This is a genomic window from Aliikangiella litoralis (genome assembly GCF_052495765.1).
On the sequence record NZ_CP199292.1, the window covers coordinates 5,906,821 to 5,928,753 of the forward strand.

Genomic DNA, 21,933 nt, shown 5'->3' on the forward strand with positions numbered 1-21,933 from the left:
TAATTTATCTAGTTTTGCCAGTTACTCGACAGTGACTGACTTAGCCAAATTTCTTGGCTGATCAACATCAGTTCCACGAATCACAGCAACATGATACGACAAGAGCTGAAGTGGAACAGTAAAAATAATAGGCGCTACATAGTGACTACTCGCTGAACAATGTATTAATTTAATACCATTATTTTCAACGATTTCGCTATTTTTATCAGCAAACACATATAATTGGCCACCTCGCGCACGAACTTCCTCCATATTCGACTTCAATTTTTCGATAAGTTCATTATTTGGTGCCACTACCACGACAGGCATATCTTGATCGATTAAAGCTAACGGACCATGTTTTAACTCACCAGCCGCATAGGCTTCAGCATGGATATAGGAGATTTCCTTTAACTTAAGCGCACCTTCCATAGCAATTGGGTATTGCTCTCCGCGACCTAAAAAGAGGCAATGCTCTTTTTCATTAAACTCTTCGGCCACATCTTCAATCAGCTTATCCATAGTAAGCGCTTCGTTAATATCTGTTGGTAAGTGCCTTAACTGATTAACAATCTCTCCAATTTCAGACTCAGGTAGCGTTTTTTTAGTTTGCGCTAGCGCTGTGGCTAACATTAGCAAGCCTGTTAACTGTGTAGTAAAAGCTTTTGTTGAAGCGACCCCAATCTCTGCACCAGCCCGTGTCATGAATGCCATATCTGATTCACGCACTAAAGAAGAGCCAGGCACATTACAAATGGTAAGGCTTGCCATAAATCCTTGTTTTTTGGCTATTCTGAGCGCAGCAAGTGTATCGGCAGTCTCGCCTGACTGAGAAATACTAATAAAAAGCGAATTAGGCAATACCACACTTTTACGATATCGGTATTCGCTTGCAATCTCAACCTGGCAAGGGATCGATACCATAGACTCAATCCAATATTTAGCAACCATTGCTGCATGATAACTGGTTCCACACGCAATAATTTGAACTGATTCTGCTTTTGCTAGTAATTCAGGGGCTTTATTTCCAAAAGATTCAACAATAACAGACTGAGCATTTAATCGACCTTCTAAAGTATTGTTAATTGAAGTCGGTTGCTCATAAATTTCTTTCATCATAAAATGGCGAAATTGTCCTTTATCACCTGCATCATGCTGAATACTAGACTCTTCAAAATTACGCTCAATAATATCGCCTTGAGGTGAAAGTATTTTCACTTCTCGACGTGATACTTCAGCGACTTCACCTTCTTCCAAAAACATAAACTGTCGAGTAACAGGAAGTAGGGCTAACTGATCAGACGCAATAAACATCTCACCAATACCTTTTCCTAAAACTAATGGACTGCCTGAACGAGCAACAATTAAGTGATCTGGATTTGAACGCTCCATGACAACAGTGCCATAAGCTCCCTCTAATAGTTTGGTCGCACTTAAAACAGCTTCTAGTAATGATTCTGAATTTTTTCTTTCGCGCTCAATTAAATGTACCATCACTTCAGTATCAGTATCAGAGCTAAAAACATATCCTTGAGACTTTAACTCATCTCTTAAGGCTTCATAATTCTCTATAATTCCATTGTGAACAATGGCAATACCGTCATTGGAAAAGTGGGGATGTGCATTACTCTCATTCGGCTCCCCGTGAGTTGCCCAACGAGTATGAGCAATACCAATACTCCCATCTATGGGGCTTTCATCCATAGCTTTTTTTAATTCAGCAACTTTACCCACTCTACGTAAACGTGCGATCTGATTGTTAGAAATGACTGCTAATCCCGCCGAATCATAACCGCGGTATTCCAACCTTTTTAGTCCTTCAACTAATATTTCAGCGATATCACGCTGTGCTACTGCTCCAACTATTCCACACATCTAATTCAATACCCCGTTATATTATTTTTGTTTGGTTGGGCGTTTCCAACCAATCTTTTGTGTTTGCTTAACGCGACTCACACACAAAGCCCGATCTTCAACATCAGCAGTTACAGTTGTACCCGCTCCAATTGTCGCACCTTTACCGACTTTAACAGGCGCAACTAATTGAGTATCAGAACCAATAAAAGCATCGTCACCAATAATAGTTTTATGCTTATTAGCACCATCATAATTACAGGTAATCGTGCCTGCACCAATATTGACATTCTTACCGACTTCACTATCACCAACATAAGCAAGATGTCCAGCTTTTGAACCTTCACCTAGTGTCGTTTTTTTCATTTCAACAAAATTACCAACATGGGCATTATCACATAAATGAGTGCCGGGTCTTAATCGCGCAAACGGACCCACTCCACAGCTTTGGTCAATTATAGACTCTTCTATTACACTATTGGCCTTAACTTGAGTATTTGCACCAATGGTACAGTCTTTCAAATAAACATTCGGACCAATTCGAACACCTTCTTTTAATACAACACGACCTTCAATAACACAGTTTACATCGATAACAACATCAGATTCACAAGAAAGAGTACCACGCAAATCAAACCGAGTTGGATCTCGGAATGTAACACCACCATCCATCAACTCTCCAGCCATTTGCAGCTGCCAAACTCTCTCTAGTTCAGCTAATTGACGAAGTGTATTGATCCCTTCAACTTCATACATTGCTAAAGGCTGAGCAGTAGTCACTTGATTACCTTCTTGTACTGCCATGGCAATAATATCAGTCAAGTAGTATTCACCTTGAGCATTATTATTACTTAATTGATTAACCCATACTTTTAGCTGAGATGAATTACAACACAAAATTCCAGTGTTAATTTCATTAATTTGTTTTTGCTCTTCAGAAGCATCTTTGTGCTCAACAATACCGGTAACCTGGTTATTCTCATCTCTGGTAATGCGTCCATAACCAGTAGGATCTTCCAAAAAGCAAGTCATTAAAGCTATGCCCTTAGGATCATTTTGGTGTATTTCAACTAACTGAGATAACGTTTCATGGTGAATAAGCGGCACATCACCATATAAAATCAAGGTAGGAACATCATCCTTTAAACCTCCGGAAGCGACTTGAACCGCATGTCCTGTACCTAGCTGTTCTGTTTGTTCAACAAATGACAAAGTTATATGATCGCCTCGAACAGCATTTTTTACCTGCTCTCCACCATGGCCAACAACCAAATGACAGTGGTTAGCTCCCATTAAGTGGCAGCTATCAATGACATGCTGAACCAGTGGTTTTCCAGCCAATTGATGCAGAACTTTCGGAAGTCGAGACTTCATTCGGCTGCCTTTACCCGCAGCAAGAATAATGACTTGGATGTCCATTCTTAGTATTTTTCCGTAGTTTGTGAAAGTAAGTGGACTATTTTACTCAGATTCACTCGTGAATTAAACCTTTCTTGCCTACAAGTAACATAAAGTCATGAATCGGTTGAATGACATAAAACGCCGCTTTACTGGTATGAGCCACCTTTCAAGTTTTGCTGGTATTCGCTATGCTTTGCTTGATGAAACTAAATAACTTTAATACAAAAGCATTGATAGCAAACTTTGTTGTCTGGGCTCTATTCGTAACTATCAGCTTATCTGCATCTTTTATTGACGCTAACCGAGCAGGGATAGAGGTTGATGTACCAATCAGAATAATAGGTTACTTAATCAGCTTTATCCCCTGGATGCTAATCACACCTGTTTTTTATTGGTTTTTACAAAAACAGCAAGAACAAAAAAAACTGTCTATATTGGCAACTTCTTTAATACTATTGGTTAGCTGGGCACCAGTTGTGGTAATACTGGAAACGGCTTCTTATTCAATAATGAGAAAAACCGAATTATTTCCATTAATAGATAGTATTATTGCTTTACCAATTGTTATTTGGGTGTATTGTTTTTTACTCTATGCGGTTATTTTAGGAGCTTGTTTAGCTTTGCTTTATTATAGACGCTCAAATGCTAATCGATTGGAGGCACTGAAAGCCAAACAAACTAATGTCGAACTTGAACTACAACTCAGCGAATTAAGAATTCAGTCTTTATTATCGCAACTTGAACCTCATTTTTTATTTAACGCCCTCAACTCAATTGCTAGCTTAGTTCGCACTTTAGATAAAAAACGAGCGTTAACTGCGATTAGGCGCTTAAGTGATTTATTACGTTACGCTATAGAAGCAAGTAACCAAAAATATGTGAACTTTGAAGATGAACTGAACTTTGTTCAAGATTACCTATCCTTACAGTCTCTAAGATTCGAAGAAAAATTATCCATTAAGCTACTCGATAAAAGAAGTGTACAAAACCAAATATGTCCACCTTTTTTACTACAGACATTTGTAGAAAATGCAATTAAGCACGGTTTGGAAGCAGAAGGTAGTGCCATGAACTTATTAATAGAAATAACCGATAACCAATCACTCCATGAGCAGACCAATCATTATAAAGACACCCTTCACCTATTAGTTAAAAACTCCCACCTACAAACTATAAAAAAATCAAAGGGATTGGGGATAGGTTTAACTAATTTAAAAGCCCGTCTAGATATTTTGTATCAAGAAAACGTGACGTTGGAAACCAGCAATACTAGTGATTTTTATCAAGTTAAACTCCAAATACCTGCTCATGGATAAATTACAATGAAAACTAAACGTCAATTTACTGCATTAATCGTTGATGATGAGAATTTAGCCAGAGCAAACATAAAATACTCCTTAGATGATTACCCTTACTGGCAAGTCATCGGTGAATGTAACCGCGGAGACAAAGTATTTGAAAGTGTCTGCAAACAAGGACCTGATGTAGTATTTCTAGATATAAAAATGCCTGGGTTAAATGGGCTTAAAGTTTGTCAGCAGTTACAGCAACTTGATAATCCTCCTTTTATCATTTTTGTTACTGCTTATGATATACATGCTGTCGAAGCATTCGAACTTTGTGCACTTGATTATCTCTTAAAACCTTTTGATGATTCACGTTTTTCTAAAACAATCGAGAGAGTTGAGCAGCTTTTAATCAACAATCAAAATCAGATAAAACAGGTTGAGCAATTAGAACAATTATCTGATGAAAATGAGGAAAGCTTAACAACATTAATTGTTCGTTCCGTTGGAAGAATTCAATTAATAGAAATTGATAAAATTAACTGGCTTTCTACCGCAGGTAATTATGTTGAATTACACCTGGCAGATAAAACAATTCTTCATCGGGTTAGTTTAAGCTATTTAGAAAAACACTTATCTAAAGACGACTTTATTCGAGTGCACCGAACCGCCATGATTCGACATTCACAAGTAAGCGAGTTTTTAACACTTGCAGATGGGCAATATAGTGTTTTGTTAAAAACAGGTGAAAAGGTTAATGTCAGTCAAACTTATAAAGATAGGTTATTGCAATTGTTAGGGATTGAATAGAAATACACTAATCATTAGATTAGTGTATTAATAATTTAACTGAGCCAATCAAGTTAAAAACAATGTTGAATATTCACAAAAACACATCAACCAATAAAATTAATTGTAGTATTAACTCGGATTCACTCTCATAATTACCAACATACATTCGAACTAATGGAAGATACAATAGTTCCATCTTGAACGCTAACAAGATAACTTCTGCAACCTCCTGCATGAGTTCCACTACCCAAAAGTACAGATCTACCACTAGAGATCTCGTTGCCATTTCCATACATAGAACTAGCTAACGCGATATTTGTAGGAACCGCATTAGGATTCACAGCACTACCTTCAATAGGATAAAAAGCAGCTGCGGTACTCGTGCTGCCTTCTAGTTTCCAAACTTCCATAGAACCATCTTCAAAAATCACTAAATATTTTAGCTCTTTATTCCCCCTTATACTTCGCCAGGCTCGAGTCATCCAGCTAGCACTTGTATAGGCCTGTGTTAAGGGCAACTGTCTTAAAAATGTCGAAAGTGTTGCACAAGCTCCAGCTCCAGCACTACATATTTCTATTCCTATAGATGTATCTATTTCTCTAAAATCAACCACAGGTGTTACTTTCATCATCTCATCTAATTGTTTAAATTCATCTATACCAGCTTGAGGTGCCCTCATCGCAGAAACAATGTTTACCTGCGCCCCCCCCATACTGCCAAAAGGTCCGGTATTAACTACATTTACACTGACAAACCAAATTTCATAATTAGCAGTATTGATTACTGCTAGATCAAAACTTCCAGTAGGTGCTGTTGACATATGTTGAATAGCTGCCTGCTGAAAATCTTGTGAGTTATAACAAGTATTACATTGAACATATACAGAAGGTTCAGATGAGCTAGCAAAAATCAATGATGAATAGTAAGCCGAAAAAACAAGCATAATGTAAAGACTAATTTTTCTCATGACATTTCCTTTTTAATAAAAAAAATTTTAACTACAAAAAATTAAGAAATACCTCAATAAATTTATACATCAATCATGGTTAATCATTGGAGAATTATTCAACTAATACTATCTGAAAAAAGTTTTTAAATCATATAACTAGTTGATGAAACTCAATAACATTAAAAAACAGTCAACCAAACAAAAAATTAAGGCATTCAAGTAATATAAAACAGACAATTATATAAAATTAAAATAATATTATACTTAAAACAATTAGCTCTACTCTATTAAAAATAACTATATAGAAACACCGAATTGAAATCGATGCCTCTATTACTAATCACTTTTAAATCGAGAGCTATTTAACTAAAAGCTAAACTGTATACCAGCAAAAGCGCGCCTACCTAAAATATCGTAAATGGTATTTTGAGTAAAACTTGGTGGTAATTTATTGTTAATATTTCGAATACCACCATAAATTCTCATATTATCAGAAATTACATAACTCGCTGATAAATCATGCGTTGTTAAACTTCCAACGTAAGCTGGTGATAAATCTTCTTCAGATGCAATACCTGACTGATCAAATGTTGCAGATCGTTCGATAAAACGAGAAGTCCAATTGATAGTTAGATCATCAAGGTTGTAGCCTAAAGCTAATCGAGCTTGATACTCTGGATTTCCAACTTCACCTAAATTTATGTTAATTTCATCAGGCCTATCTTGAAATTCAAACTGCTCAAGAACTTCCATTTTGCTGACAAATAAACTAGTAGATAGAACCCCAGGCAGATTAATAGTATCTAAACTTGTTTTATAACGGAATTCTGTTTCAATACCTTCTGCGTTTAATCTAGAAGCATTAATATACTCCGTTTCAACAGAACGAATATCGCCAGTGTTCAAATCACGTGTCACTTTAGAACAATAAAACTCATCAGGTCCACCAGAAGCCCCAACACAATTAGATGCTATTGTTTGCGGGTTTAATAGTATAATTGCTTCTTCAATTTCAACTTTAAATGAATCAATACTAACAGAAAAATCCTCAATAAAATCAGGAGTCCATACTAACCCAAATGTCGCTGAACGAGAAACTTCTGCTTCCAATTCAGGATTTCCTCCAGAAAGGGTATTAACAAACTCATTATCATTAGCCTGAAAATCTGCTGGAATCCCCAAAGCAGCACAATTAACAGCACGATTTTCATTATCACCTAATAGGTCTGCATCACATGGATCGTCTATTTTAAAAAAGCCGGGAGAGATAGGAGCAAATGCCTCTGTTATATTAGGTGCACGTACAGACTCACCAATTGTTCCTCTTATTCTAATTTGTTCAACAGGTGCATACATCAAACCGACTTTCCAGGCGTCTGCTTTACCAGCATGAGAATACTTAGCATTCCGATAAGCCATATCTATTGTAAGTTCTTCAGCAAATTTCACTTTACTGAGTATTGGAAGTTGAAATTCAATAAACGACTCAGTTACGTCATATTCACCAAAAGAATTGGGCGTACCTAAACCTTCATCATTTGTAATACCAGATTTAGTAATTGCATCTGTAGTTTCACCAGAATACTCTTCTCGATACTCATAACCAAGAGCAACTCCAATAGGTCCACCTGGTAAATTCAAAAACTCACCTGTATCAAAAGTGAAGTGAATCCCAAAATATTCTTGGCCAATCTCATCATCTGAAGCAACATCAGTTGATACAAAATCTCTCGCAGCTTGTGATGCATTACCAAAACCAAAAGGATTGTACGGCATACACTGGTCGGCATTAAAAGTTGCTGGGTCAATATAATTACTCCCCTGAGCACTTGGTACTTGACTTCGACAAGCCGCTTGACCTGTAGCCGGATCAATTACAGCATCTAAAGCAGCAAATGCATTACCAAAAATTAAAACATCTGTCGTTTCTCTACGATTAGAAGTTTTTCCATTAACATAAAATAGATCATAATCAATTTCTGTTGTTCCTAATTCAACAAAGCCATTAACACCCGCAACAAATCTTACTGTTTCACGTCGATTTAAACTTTTTCGATTCCCAAGTTCATCGAAAAACTTTGCCATTCTAAGATTACTCGCACCTAAGTCTAAAAAGGTCTGCTTTAAGCCAGGGTCAATATATGGGTTTTCATTTAGACTTATATTGATACCTCCAAAAATAAACCCAGGCTGATATTGCTGTTCAATATCTGATCGAACAAACTTAAATTCACCATAAAAATTAACGTTGTCATTAAGACTATAGTTCGCTCTCGAAAATGCTGTTATTTTTTCAACTTCAGGCAACAAATTAAAATAATCTTCTTCTAAAAAGCAGGTATCACAACCGTCAGGAAAACTACCAAACGCAAAACTATTCGTAAACTCTCTTGTGGTTTGTAAAATTGGTGTGCCATCTTCTCTAAAAGTATAACGATACTGTGGATCTGAAAAAGGGTTTAATACGCCAAATCTATTAATCATTTCCGAGCCATTATTAGGCACATACATAAAGTCTGGAATACCATCATTTTCCCCCTGAGAAGCAGGGTTTTCTACTGGACGATTATTATTTAAATGCTGTAAATCAGTGTATAATATTTCTTGAGTATATTCTCTTCCAAAGCTAAACGTCACATTTCCCTTATCTTCTGCAAAGTTAGCCCCAGCTAAAAAATTGACATTACTAGAGTTGGCACCAACACTTTCGAGTGATGTCGCCCCACTCATATTGAACTCAAACCCTTCAAAGTTATCACGTAAAATAATATTGATAACACCTGTTACAGCATCCGATCCATAAATAGCAGATGCACCACCAGTAATAATCTCTACTCGCTCTACTAGGCTCACAGGTATTGTACTCAAATCGACCTGAGCACTACCTTGAGATCCTGCAACATGACGCTTACCATTAACCAGTGTTAAAGTTCTGTTAGCCCCTAAAGAGCGCAAGTTTGCAGAACTCGTTCCAGCGTTTTCACTCCCTGCACCTGCGGCACCTGCATTTCCAGCTAAAGAATCAGTTGCAGCAACAGCTGATAGCTCCGACAATATACTTCCTAGATCCGGTGTACCAAAGCTTTTTAGCTCATCTTCACCAATTGAAACAATCGGAGAGGGCTGCGAAATTTCATTTCTAGGTAAACGCGATCCTGTAATTAATATCTTCTGTGTTTCATCTGCTTTGTTTTCAGTTTCTTCAGCAGCTATTATATTAGACGTTATCAATAACGATGATGATGCACCTATCATCAAAGCTGACCGAACAGCTTGTGTTATTAATCGTTGAGTATTCTTAATTTTCATACTAACTCCCGCAATTTATTCATCTTTGTTTCGTTAGGGTTTTAGCCTTTTATTATTATTTTTTACTTTAGGCCATAAAAAATATTACCAGAACAAACTTTAGTTGCAACTTCAACTTTAAACATTCAAAAACAAATAAACATTGAATTTTTAGTCAATCGACGACTCTAACGTAGCGGTAGCGTAGCTTTAAGCGATGAAGAGAAGGGAGGCTCTTATTACTAGTAAATATAACATATGAATAAAAAATTTAATCGAACGACTGAAATTAAAGCTTAATTGAAAAAAATAGATTTACTCATTAGGTTTTTCACTGCAAAAATATAAACTTTGTTACAAATATTAAATATTTTTAACATGCTTGTATTTGTAATGTACTTAATATAGTAGTCAACATAATAGCTATGATGTAAGTGATAAAAATAATAAAACCCACCAACTTTATTTGCCAAAACAGCTAAAATCAATTCAAGCTAACGTAGTTTTGTTTTATTAAGTTATTTATTTTTAAAGTTATATCACTTTGAATTTTATCTCCTCGTCAACCACTAGCAATCATCTACAAAAGCAAGTGAAGAACAGAAGGCAGCCAATCACCAATCCGAGCACCACATGAATACACCACATCCTCTATTGGGTAAGGGTTATCTTTACACCCACGATAAGGATAACTATTAGGTAAAACTGATTGCATGTTAACACTACCTGGAGACTCAAGAGATGGGGATAGAGGGCCAATAAACATTTTTAAAAATAGATTCTCTCTTAAATAGGGATCTTGCCAAAATACAAACCCTTTACCTTCAGCTGAAGAGTAACCAAATGTTCGATAAGCTTGAGCTGAATTATCAGGTTTGCTTTCTTCTCTAACATATTCAGGTGCAACCTCCATCCAAGCATGATTACCATCGATTGAACTAACGGCATCAACCAGAATATTCAGACTACTCTTGAAAAGATCTGTTCCATAAATAGGCGATGATACAAAACCAACGCTTTTCGCTAGCTTATTTAAACCTGTTTTATCAAGCAAGGTTAGTTTTGACATTTGGATAGAATTAAAGATAACCGGAAACTTATTACTATTAAAAACGTTATTTTCAATAAACATGTCTGCCCGCACTCGTTGACTCATGTTATCAATAGCTAATAAAACCTTTTCATCATGAGCATAGCTTTTCAAAAATAACTCATCAAATTCATAATCAGTCAATTCGCTTTTTGACACCTTTACAATTTCGCTTACTTCATCAGGAACAAACTCTTCAAGTTTTTCTTGAATTTTCGCTTCAGCTACATCTCTCAAATTATATATTGGACTTAGTAACTGCTGCTCTAATTCTTCAACTGCACCAGATACTACACTCAATAAAGGACTTCCAAGGTATGTACTCATCGAGTCTAAAGTTTCATTAACAGTATGAACATAATTATTAACAGCACAGGTTGTTAATGTGATTTCTGATGGTACGCCAATAATAGCGGGCATATAACAGTTTTTCCAATAAGTTAAATGCTCCACAGTAAAACCATCATGTGTTGCAGTTGAGAACATTGTTTTTCCCCATGCTGCAACATATTCTTCCATAGATAATTTAATATCATTGTTCCAACTAATTAAAATACTACGAATAATGTTAATATCTTGGGTAAAACGTTGAATCAAATTTATGTTATTTTGATAAACTTCATTACTAACATTCACGGTTTCAACAATAACTTTTGTTATATCATTGATGGTTTTCTTGAGATTAACAGCCTGTCTATTGATCATTCTGATCTCAAGTTGATTCTTGAACTTTTTTAGCTTACTTTTTTGGTTAATCAATTGTTTTTGATGATCAGACCAATAATAAACCGTTTTCTCGACCCACTTATGTACAAGACAAATACTACCGAATATATACTTTTTCTTTTTACTACACACTTTTTTGCGAGTTTTTCTAAATAACTTTTCACCGATATCTATCGATAACTGTTCTATTTGATTAGTCAGTGAAGTAACACGATATTTTAGATCTAAGTATTGGTTTGCACTATTTCTTAACTGTTCAATTAATCTAATTTTTAGTGCTGCATTTTCAACCAACACTTCATTAATAATTTGAGCGGATTCATCAACCAACTTCTGCTCTATGTCAATAGCATCATTAGCTGAATCATTAATCTTTTGTGCAATTTCTATTAATCGATTAGCTTGGCTCGAATTAATTTCTATCCCAAAAAGCTCTGTAGCTAATAACTTTGCAACTTCACGATCAAGTTCACTTAATATGTTTGAATTAACCCCGCGCTCAATTTCTTTATGTAATGAATAAATGCTCGATAGATGAACAGTTGCATTACTTTTACTATATTGCTCTTGGACTTTTTCATTAAAAATTAATTTATCTGCAATAAATGATTTTGGAATGTTATTTATTGGTTTAATTAATCCAGCCTCTGGTAAGTGCTTATCAATTAATGATTCCAGTGCAATATGTCTTTTTTCAACTTCTAACTCACCATCGAATATATCAAAAAGATCACCACTGTATTGGTTGACATAAGTATGAGCCCAAAAATCCATTGAGCCATGTAGTAAATATCCATAAGCAAATGCCGTAGTCGGTGAAGCTTTAATTGAAAAACAATCTCGATTACTCATAATTCCTTCTTGCTCTATGCTTTCTGAGTAACTTATAGGCACTTCACCTTGCGCTAATACATCTCTAATATCTTTAAACTCGCTAGTCATATTAGCTTCCAACTCACGATTTTTATCAATTTCAAGTATTTCAATAAAAGCATTTGTAACATCATCCAAACTATCTAGATCAATCCCTCCACATGATAGTTTTCCTGATGTTTCAACTTCATTTAAAACTTTAAGTTCAGAATTAATTAACCATCTCATCCAATCATCCGTCTGCCAACCCTCAATCTCCCAAGAATCCTTATCTCTTATACCAGGGTGCACAATAGCTTGCCCTGAAAACACATCAGGGAAAGCATCTGGACCAATTACACCGGAATAAAAAGAGTCAGGGTAAGCAATAATAGAGTCTTTAATTACTTCATTAAGCTTTATTTTCGTTATTTGACCATTAACCATAATAGAAACATGGCCATCATCTGATATATCTTTAAAGACTTGTTCAGCTACCCAGATGTGAGATTTTATTTTTAATGCATTAACATGGAAAGATGTAAAAAGAAGGAAAGCCGATAAAATTAGCCTATTCATAAAAAGTCCTTTTGTTGATATAGCTTTTCTGCATCAAATATAAGCTAAAGGTAATGGCTTTAATAACCTATGATTTTCATCAAAGTTACCAATACCCAAATTTAGCAATGAAAAATTAGGTTTAGAAACTAATAGTCTCAAAATTAATTGTTTGATACAAGCTATAAAAAAATTATATATTTGAGATTGATCAGCTTCCATCTTTTCAATAAAAAAATTTTAAAAAATAGAACAAAACTCACTAAATATTTTTTATAATAAAGCTTTTAATAGTAAGGTTGTGGTTTAACTATATGATAACAAATATCCTTGCTTGGGGTAGGTTTGAATCTTAACCTCATTAGCACCTAAGTCAGTTAATGTCTTTCTTAACTTACATACGCTATGAGTAAGGCCTTTTACTCCTGTATAATAATTACCATTCCATACTTTTTGGATTAACTCTTCTCTTGAAACAACTCTATGTTTATTTACAACCATATGAAATAGAACTTCATTTAACTTATTACGCAGATAAATAGTATCCGCTCCTTTAGATAAGCATTGACTAGATGCATCATATAAAACACTACCAATGGATACTTTTAATTCATTAACTTCATCAATATTAGAGTTATACATTAATGTTCTCCTTTTAAGCTTAATATAAAGTGTTCAGTTTTATTTTTTATGAGATAGAAGTTCAGCTTCAACACCATAAATACTCATTGCTAATATTTTTTTTGCATCAAACCCATAATCACCTAAATCAGGGTATTGCTTTAAAATATTCATAACCAATTCATGCCGCTTACCACTGGTTAAATGAGTTTTATCTTCATTTAAATGGCTTTTATCGCTGATTTTTTGAAAAACTTTATTTCTGATAAATTGAACATATTCGATATGACTATCTAAAATATTTGAGCGAGCAGGCTCACCATGTCCAGTGTAATAATATTCATCAGGATAGTTTTCTTTTAAATAAAGAAGTTGCTTAAGTACTGATTGTGAGCGACCTTCACCAAGGTAATAGTGCATATAATGCATCGTTACATCACCAGTAAATAACCAGTTCTTTTGTTCTACATGTATAACGCTATTATTTTCGGCTTCACCAGGACCTAAATCATCCAGTTTAAAAGTTAAGCCATCAATTTTAACTCTCTCGCCATTTCTTACTAATTTATTGGCCGCTACATAACGTTTTTCTACACGCTCACCAAAAGGCTTAGAAAAACCGCTACTTAGAAACTGTTTTAATGCTATTTCCATTTTAATAGCGGTCTTTCTGGAAGCATAAATATCAAAATGACCGAATTCATCTTCTAATACAGCTAAACCAGCAAAGTGATCAGGATGTGGGTGAGTTATAAAAACAGATTTAACTGGTTTACCTGTTAACTTTATCGTGCTTGCCAGCTTTTTAGCATCTTCAGGTAAAAGTTGAGTATCTATAATAACAATACTTTTTGGCGTTTCGATCCAATATGAGTTTACTCGCCAGCCTTCTAGGCTCGTATAACGATTCAACTTTACAGTTTCAGCAGCACTTAAATATAGTGAAAATAAAGAGAAAAATATTAAACCAATTAACCGCATTGAAAAAACCTAATTAATAATGATTAGGTTTACTTTTTAATGGGACATCGCTTCTTAAACAAGAGTAATGGGGTGAATTGACATGATTAGTTGATGAATAACGGAGATTCGTTGGTGAAATATTTTAAACACTTAATTGAGGCTTATCTAAATTTATACTATTTAAACAAGCCTCTTAAAAGTTGTAACAAAATATTTTATACGCCTTCTTGCATTTTATTTAATATATTAACACAACGCTCATCATTCTGATGGGTTCGTTTAAATGACTTTACAATACTTGGGTTTAATGTGCTAAACATTTTATTAGCTTCAGCAAGTTTTTTAACGCTATCAGATGTACATAAGCTAGGAGCTAAATAACTTGAAAAAGATCGTGTAAAGGCTTGCTCAACCTTTTTATCAAGCATTGGTATCGCTGTTAATATTTGTTGAGAAAACTTTGCATGTATACCGACTTGTGAGCTAGGAAACAATGCCTCCATAATATATCTGGCAGTAGATAACTTATACTTTTGTGGTTGTTCAATAAGAACTTTAAGCCACTTTTCCTTAGTTTTAACATTAGGCCTAATTACTTCCGTAGCCAGTGCATTTTTCATTCCTTTATCAGAATCATCTTTTTGCCTTTCAATTTTTAAAAGCTCATCATATTCTCCAAATTCATATTGATTTAACTTTTGAATTAACTGCCACCTGCGATCTTGATCAATTGTTAACCCGTCAAGATATATTTTTTCACTTAAAAGATCGATTAACTTTTTCAATCCATTTGGGGTATGAGCAGTACTTACAAAGTAACTAAACCAATTTTTTTGTAAATCACTTTTAGGTTGAGCATTAATTGTTTTTTGCCAAAAAAAGTTTTCTATATCACTTCTATATTTCTTTTTTGTTTGGCTATTCTCACTTAAGAAACCTATATAACTAAATGATGCTGACAAGCTGCTGGATACATCACTGACGATATTTAGGTCATCATCAGCTTGCAAGTTATTAATTGAAAAATTAACATAGTCGAGTACTGATAGTTTTGCATCACGAACACTATCCCATAAGCTTTGCCAAAGCATTAATCGAGTTTTAACTTTAGGAAAAGTATTAATATACCCTTCCAAAGTTTTTATTGTTTTTTCATCTAATTCGACTTTTACAAAACCCCAATCATCATAATTTGGATATACGGCATCTGGACAAGGTAAATTTTTTGCTGAGGCTATATTGGTAAACTTACCACTATAGGTAACAGGTAAGGCTACCGATAATTTAGCGCTATTTGCTTCAATTTGATACAAACCTATTTGAACTCTTTGACTTCTTAGTGTTGGTAGTTTTTCTGGTGCGGTTTGGATTAAACTCATTGACTTAACTTTATCATTCTCACACTGATAATTAACTTTTATCGTGTTAACACCTGCACGAAAAAGCCATTGTTGCTGCCATTCTGTCAGATCCTGTTGAGCAACATTCCCTAACTCGGTCATAAAATCACTCAAAGTAGTTGCCTGATAAGCATATTTTTTCAAATAATTACTTACTCCTTGACGAAATGCATCTTCTCCAAGATAAAAGGGAAGCTGACGCAAAACTGAAGCACCTTTACCATAAGTAATACCATCAAAATTTGTATAGGCATCAGAAGTTGTTGCTACAGGCAACTCAATAGCATGCGTTGTTACAGATTGATCAGATGAATAAGCCCATTGCTCTGTACCAGAATAAAAAGCATCCCAAACTTCTTTATATTCTGTTGATTCTCCTAAAGCTAAATTTGCCATATAAGTAGCAAAACTTTCTTTTAACCATAAGCCATTCCACCAATCCATAGTGACTAAATTACCAAACCACATATGCGCCATTTCATGGGCAATCGTATTTGCTAGGCGACGTTTACTAGAGCGTGTTTTTTCTCCTCGACTTATAAAGCTTTCGTTAAAAGTGACTGCTGCAATATTCTCCATTGCACCAATGTTATAGTCTGGAGAAATAACTTGGTCATACTTAACGAAGGGGTAGGGGATATCAAAATACTCTTGGAAAAACTTGAAGGTTTGCTTTGTTGGTTTAAACCATTCATTAAGCTTTACATAAGGTGCAATGCTCTGACGAGCAAATAATCTCAATGGAATTTCTCCTGCTTTGTCATGCCAAACTTTATAAGGACCAGCATGCATCGGTAATACATACGATGAGAAATTAGCTGACTGTGGAAAAAACCAGTGCTTTGTACTTTCTAACTCTTCAACTCTTTCTTCCAAAATAGAAGTAATGACTTGCCAACTTTTTGGGGCAACAACATCAATAGTATAAGTAGCTCTTAAGTTTGGTTGATCAAAGTGAGGAAAAAAACGGTGAGCTTTATAAGGCTCAAAGTGCGAATAAATGTAAACATTGCCCGTACTTTTTTCTTTAAAACGGTGTATACCGTACCCATCGGTTGAATAGGGACGTGAATAATCAATTTTGATTGTATTATTGCCTTCTCTAAATAAGTCGGCAGCTAAAGTGATAAACCATTGATTGTAATCCCAACTAACCTGTTTTTCGTTAACTAAAATTGACTTAACTGTACCCTTATCAAAATCAATTGTTAAAGGCGATAAATTGCCTTTTACCATACTAAAATTAACAGTCGCAGTACCCATAAAAGAGTCTTTCACTTCATCAAATCTAACGCTCAATTTATAGTCAACGGATTGCACCTGCTTTTTTCTGACTTTTGCATACTGATGGCTTAAATAATCCCGGTTTTCTCGAATAGAGGGTTTTTCATTGATATTGACGCTATTGCTGCTAGGTTTAATTCTTATTTTATCAGCACAACCGATAATAGAGACCAATAATACTCCCCAGCCCAACATCCTGCTTATTTTCATCATTTTCCTCAAAACCTTACTTAGTTAGTATTGAAGTTAAAACCCTAATAAAACAATAGAATACATATAGTTACAAGCTTATATTTTATTTATTAGTTACAAGATGTATTCACTAATAAAATACGCATTTGAATTTTTTAGCTGCTAAACACACTTTACTTATAGCAGTCATATAGGATGTTATTAAATCGGTCTAAATGGTTATTATAGGAACAATCACGATATGTAAAGCTTCAAATATAATTAGGCAAAAACAGCTTAATAAATATTTTCTATCCACGTTGTTAGGTTTTATAACATAACAGGCAATAAGCAGAGCCAGGCTCTGCTTATTGTAGTTGATTGGTTTTGTACTTAAATAAACTATAAATCCATAGTTATATTCATCACATAAGTCCGACCAATAGTGTCTACGGTTCCATTACGTCCTGTGAAAAAACCAGTTACTCTAGGTGGCTCTTCATCAGCCAAGTTACGAATACCAAAAGATAAGGTCGTTGAACTTGACAAAGAATAATATCCATTTAGGTCAAAACGATAGAGCGCATCAACCTCTCCATTACCATTAGGATAAACCTCATCATAGTTAATTGGGTTACCATCATCATCAACAGTGTTTAAATCTGGATCTGCCTTTGAGGCACCTCTAAATATAGTATTTAGATTAACTCCCCAAGAGTCTGAATCATACTCTAAAGTAAAAGTACCTGACCATTCCGGATTATCATAATCACCAGCTTGCATAACAATACTACCATCATCATCGATAGTATTTTCTTCAAGCTTGGTACTGATTAAACGAAAACCAAATCTACCAGGCAAATCATCAAACCAATTGGATGCATCAAATTTATACTCCACGCCGATATCGTAGCCTTCCAAATCAACTTTACCAATATTGACCTGGCCACCATCAATTTTGATGATAGCGTCATCACTACCACGACGAACAATAGCACCACAAGCATCGTTATCTAATCCAGGAGTATCATAACAATCACTTAATATTTGACTAACTAATTTTGTATCAATTTTATTAGTTAACTCAATTTTCCACCAATCAATAGAAACATTAAGCTCAGGTATGGCTGTTGGAGTTATGACAAACCCTGCAGTAAAGGTATCAGCTTCTTCAGGTTCAAGCTCAGAATTACCGCCTGATAATGTCGCCCGCGTGGTTCCAATTAATGGATCCGCATAACCTGCGCCAACTTCAGCCGCACAGTTTGCAGCTCTAACAGCAGGGTTTGGCCCACCATTCACAAAATTGACATCACAGGGATCATTAATACTATTAAAAAAAGTATTACCAGGATTAAATAGGTCATGTACGCTAGGCGCACGAATACTGGTTGACCCCGTCATCCTAAAAGCAATATCATCAATTGGGCTAAAATCAACGGTTGCAGACCAAGTGTCCACATTTCCAACCGTACTATAGTCCGATGATCGATACGCTGCGCCCACTTCTAACATTTCAAGTATTGGCAAATTAATCTCAGTAAATATCTCCGAAACATCCAAATTAGATTCTGGTATTGGGTTATTTTCACCAGCTAACAAAACACGACCTTCACGCTCTGCAGGATCAGGATTAAATAAAATGGTATCCTCACGATACTCAGCACCAAATACGATATCAGCACCACCACCAGGTAGTTCAAATATTTCTCCAGTAATATATCCAGAAAAAATAGACTGAGTATTCAATTGACTTTGCATAGTCACCGCAGTTACCCAGTCAATAGCAGCCTGATCTGTATTTTGCCCTAATACTCGTAATGGTAAACACCCAGCTTCTACCATTGTGCGACATTCAGGTCCATCGGCCCCTTGCACAACATCATAAGCCGCATATAGTCTTTCTGTGTAAGCAAAACCAACACCACCAACGGTACTTGATTTCGATTCACCATGTTGAACTGACACATCCCAATCCCAGTTTCCAACATAACCATTTAAACCAAAAATAGCGGTATAGGTGGTTCTTTCATTAAATTGCTGACGAGTTCCTAAATCACTTGTGGTTCTAAAGATAAACTGCCCAGTCGCAGGTGATAATTCGGTAATACCGCGATCATCCATGTAGGCATTAACAGAAGCTGTATTAAAAGGGTTATCTCTTCTTACGGTCACAGGGTTAGGTAAAAAGTTGGGCTGAAAATCACCATCACTACTCGTTGACGCTATTTGTAAGCTTGAATAAAAAGCCATACTTTCATCAATTTCATAGTTTAGCTGTATAAAAGAGTTTAATACTTCTTGTTTACTTCTTAGTTGAAATAAGTAATCACCAAATACAAACCCTGGGCCACCTTCTCTAACACCATTATATTGTGGTAAATCATTAAAAACTAACTCACCATTCGCATTCATATAATAGGTTTCAACAACGCCAAGAGTAGGATTCCAATACGAAACCCCACCTGTTTCAGGATATTGACTGATTGTACGGTTTTTAATAATTAAGACATTTGGGATGCCATCATACGAATTGGTATTCGCAGGATTAGGAACCGTACTGATATAGCCGTCACCGGTAGTAAAATCTCGTTCGGTTTGTAACAATCTTTCTGAATTAGAATAGTTTAACCCTCCAGATATGTTACCTTTACCACCACCAAAATCTCCCCCCATTGTCATCGACATTGACTGAGTTTCTGCCCCGCCATGTTCAGGAATTGTTCCACCTAAACTCACTCTAAAACCTTGATAATCGGTTTTCAAAGTTACATTAATTACACCAGCGATCGCATCAGATCCATAAACAGCTGATGCACCACCAGTAAAGATCTCTACCTTATCAACCAAGGCAACAGGAATGTTTGATAAGTCAACAGAAGTTTGCGACAAACTAGAAGGAACCATTCGTTTGCCATTGACTAAGACTAACGTACGCCCTGAACCCATTGAACGTAAGTTAGCAAATGAAGTCCCTGTTTCTGTACCAGCAGTTCCGTTATTTGCCAGATTAGTTCCGATACCTAATTGAGGAAGCTCATTAAGTGCATCTTCAATATTGGTATAACCCGTTTGTTTTAAAGATTCTGCATCTATGGTAATAATTGGACTAGCGGAGTCAAAGTCTTCTCGTTTAATACGAGAACCCACGATAACTATTTTGCTATCTCCTTTATCCGCTTCGGTACTTTCTTCAGCAAAAGTTGCTCCCGGAGATAAAGCTAGGGAAGTGGCAACCACGCTTGCTGTAAGAGAGAAAAGAGTAAAAGGTTTCCTCTTCTTAAAATCAAAAAGGGTAGGCATATTTAATATTCCTCGCTTTCTTATGTTATTAGTTAGTTATTAGTTAATTTAATAATTACTTCTTGTTTTAGAATTAAATTACTCGGTTTGAGTGTAGTAGTATTGTGAAAAAGTATATTTTAAATTTGAGATATTGCTTGATTTTTTGAAAAAATTTTTCTTTTAATCTCGTAAAGTTATTATAAGTTTTTTTTTTATGCATTAAATTTAATTTAATTTTTTATATGTTCAGTTATGCTATTAATCAAAATAGGCGTATTAATAGTAAAAGGAAGTATATGAAAACTTTACTAATTATTTTGATTATGTTGTTTATTACGTGGAAACTTTTAATCAGCTCAAATGTAATACTTGATCCTGGTATAAGAGCACCTCTCCCACCTTATCAATCAACACTTACATCACCAACTACAACGAAAATGGGTGACTATAAAATTACTGAGCTCGCTAATTTTAGCCTCACCGCGAAGGTATTAGGCAAAGAAAATTACTTTTTTGATCAAGGCTCAGATTTATCGCCTATTGATTTAGCTTTAGGATGGGGAAGAATGTCTGATGAAAGTGTCATCAGTAAAATAAATATTTCACAATCTGGACGCTGGTATCGGTGGAATGCAGAAACTTTCCCTATACCTAGAAGAGAAATTGAAACTCATAGTGCAAACATGCATATGATTCCAGCAAATGATAATGTGAAAAAAGCTCTTAAGCGTGTTAAAAAAGGTCAAATCATTCAACTTTTTGGGAGTTTAGTTAAGGTCGAATCAAGTAAGGGCTGGCGCTGGAAAAGCTCGCTAACCCGCGAAGATACCGGTGGTGGTGCTTGTGAATTAGTTTGGGTAAAAGATTTTAAAATTCTAATTTAGTTATAATTAATACTCTTAAAAACAGCATAAAAAAATATTCAACTCAAATAAAAATATTGATCATCATCAAAAACATTGACCCGCATTTACAATTTACAACTTATGTTACCCCAAACTTCTTTTATAGTTTCTCTGCCACTTCGACTAATAAAGTATCTATGTTGTTGAGCTTCACTTAAATCCTTCCAAGAAAACGCCTTATCATTAACAATAAACTTTGTTTTCTCTATATCATCTGAATTGATAATTTTAATATAGTGCTTTAATTCTGACACCTCAAATGCTTCTGTTGAAAAGCTAATGACAAATGTCATACACATAACAAAACTTGCAAGCATGGCTGAAAGCGGCTTTAATAAGGAAAGTCTCATTGTCATTTCTCTGTTTCAGTCTTATTTTTTTATATAGTCGTAACCAAACAAGAAAAGGTTTGAATTAATTTCAAATATTTTAAGATAAACTCCATTTTTCATTAGTTTCCATAAATAAGTCTCCTAGCTGTCAACTTATTTCAGGACTGGACAGTAAAAACAAAAAAAGCGCTAATTT

At 35.1% G+C, this 21,933-nt stretch carries 13 protein-coding genes; 3 read left to right on the forward strand and 10 right to left on the reverse strand.

Annotation, left to right across the window (positions count from 1 at the left end):
• Positions 1 to 21 precede the first annotated feature (21 nt).
• Together glmS and glmU are read right to left on the reverse strand one after the other, a co-directional pair.
• Entirely contained in the window at positions 22 to 1,854 is a 1,833-nt protein-coding gene (glmS, locus tag ACT5E3_RS24685) for a glutamine--fructose-6-phosphate transaminase (isomerizing) (RefSeq protein ID WP_444996235.1), read from the reverse strand.
• A gap of 21 nt (positions 1,855 to 1,875) precedes the next feature.
• The gene (glmU, locus tag ACT5E3_RS24690; RefSeq protein WP_444996236.1) at positions 1,876 to 3,252 is read right to left on the reverse strand and encodes a bifunctional UDP-N-acetylglucosamine diphosphorylase/glucosamine-1-phosphate N-acetyltransferase GlmU; all 1,377 of its coding nucleotides are present in this window, start codon (positions 3,250 to 3,252) and stop codon (positions 1,876 to 1,878) included.
• Between the two features lie 182 nt (positions 3,253 to 3,434).
• Between glmU and ACT5E3_RS24695 the strand changes: the two genes are divergently transcribed.
• Both ACT5E3_RS24695 and ACT5E3_RS24700 read left to right on the forward strand, forming a co-directional pair.
• A complete protein-coding gene (locus ACT5E3_RS24695; RefSeq protein ID WP_444996237.1) occupies positions 3,435 to 4,550 on the forward strand; it encodes a sensor histidine kinase in 1,116 nt (371 codons plus the stop codon).
• A 6-nt stretch (positions 4,551 to 4,556) separates the two neighbouring features.
• Entirely contained in the window at positions 4,557 to 5,330 is a 774-nt protein-coding gene (locus tag ACT5E3_RS24700; RefSeq protein ID WP_444996238.1) for a LytR/AlgR family response regulator transcription factor, read from the forward strand.
• Between the two features lie 134 nt (positions 5,331 to 5,464).
• On the opposite strand, the gene ACT5E3_RS24705 is transcribed toward ACT5E3_RS24700, so the two are convergent.
• From ACT5E3_RS24705 to ACT5E3_RS24735, 7 genes are all read right to left on the reverse strand, one after another.
• Positions 5,465 to 6,280, reverse strand: coding sequence for a hypothetical protein (locus tag ACT5E3_RS24705; protein WP_444996239.1), 816 nt, complete (start codon positions 6,278 to 6,280; stop codon positions 5,465 to 5,467).
• A gap of 348 nt (positions 6,281 to 6,628) precedes the next feature.
• Entirely contained in the window at positions 6,629 to 9,571 is a 2,943-nt protein-coding gene (locus ACT5E3_RS24710; RefSeq protein ID WP_444996240.1) for a TonB-dependent receptor domain-containing protein, read from the reverse strand.
• Between the two features lie 559 nt (positions 9,572 to 10,130).
• Positions 10,131 to 12,797, reverse strand: coding sequence for a hypothetical protein (locus ACT5E3_RS24715; RefSeq protein WP_444996241.1), 2,667 nt, complete (start codon positions 12,795 to 12,797; stop codon positions 10,131 to 10,133).
• A 285-nt stretch (positions 12,798 to 13,082) separates the two neighbouring features.
• Positions 13,083 to 13,418: a winged helix-turn-helix domain-containing protein gene (locus tag ACT5E3_RS24720; RefSeq protein WP_444996242.1), complete on the reverse strand. Its 336-nt coding sequence runs from the start codon at positions 13,416 to 13,418 to the stop codon at positions 13,083 to 13,085.
• A gap of 39 nt (positions 13,419 to 13,457) precedes the next feature.
• On the reverse strand, positions 13,458 to 14,378 hold the full coding sequence (locus ACT5E3_RS24725; protein WP_444996243.1) for an MBL fold metallo-hydrolase: 921 nt from the start codon (positions 14,376 to 14,378) through the stop codon (positions 13,458 to 13,460).
• Between the two features lie 197 nt (positions 14,379 to 14,575).
• Complete coding sequence (pepN, locus tag ACT5E3_RS24730) at positions 14,576 to 17,257, reverse strand: aminopeptidase N (RefSeq protein ID WP_444996244.1); 2,682 nt, start codon at positions 17,255 to 17,257, stop codon at positions 14,576 to 14,578.
• A gap of 360 nt (positions 17,258 to 17,617) precedes the next feature.
• Positions 17,618 to 20,518: a TonB-dependent receptor domain-containing protein gene (locus ACT5E3_RS24735; protein ID WP_444996245.1), complete on the reverse strand. Its 2,901-nt coding sequence runs from the start codon at positions 20,516 to 20,518 to the stop codon at positions 17,618 to 17,620.
• Positions 20,519 to 20,796: 278 nt separating this feature from the next.
• Between ACT5E3_RS24735 and ACT5E3_RS24740 the strand changes: the two genes are divergently transcribed.
• Positions 20,797 to 21,384 (forward strand): hypothetical protein, encoded by a 588-nt coding sequence (locus tag ACT5E3_RS24740; RefSeq protein ID WP_444996246.1) that lies wholly within the window; start codon positions 20,797 to 20,799, stop codon positions 21,382 to 21,384.
• Between the two features lie 86 nt (positions 21,385 to 21,470).
• On the opposite strand, the gene ACT5E3_RS24745 is transcribed toward ACT5E3_RS24740, so the two are convergent.
• Positions 21,471 to 21,755: a hypothetical protein gene (locus ACT5E3_RS24745; protein ID WP_444996247.1), complete on the reverse strand. Its 285-nt coding sequence runs from the start codon at positions 21,753 to 21,755 to the stop codon at positions 21,471 to 21,473.
• Positions 21,756 to 21,933 lie beyond the last annotated feature (178 nt).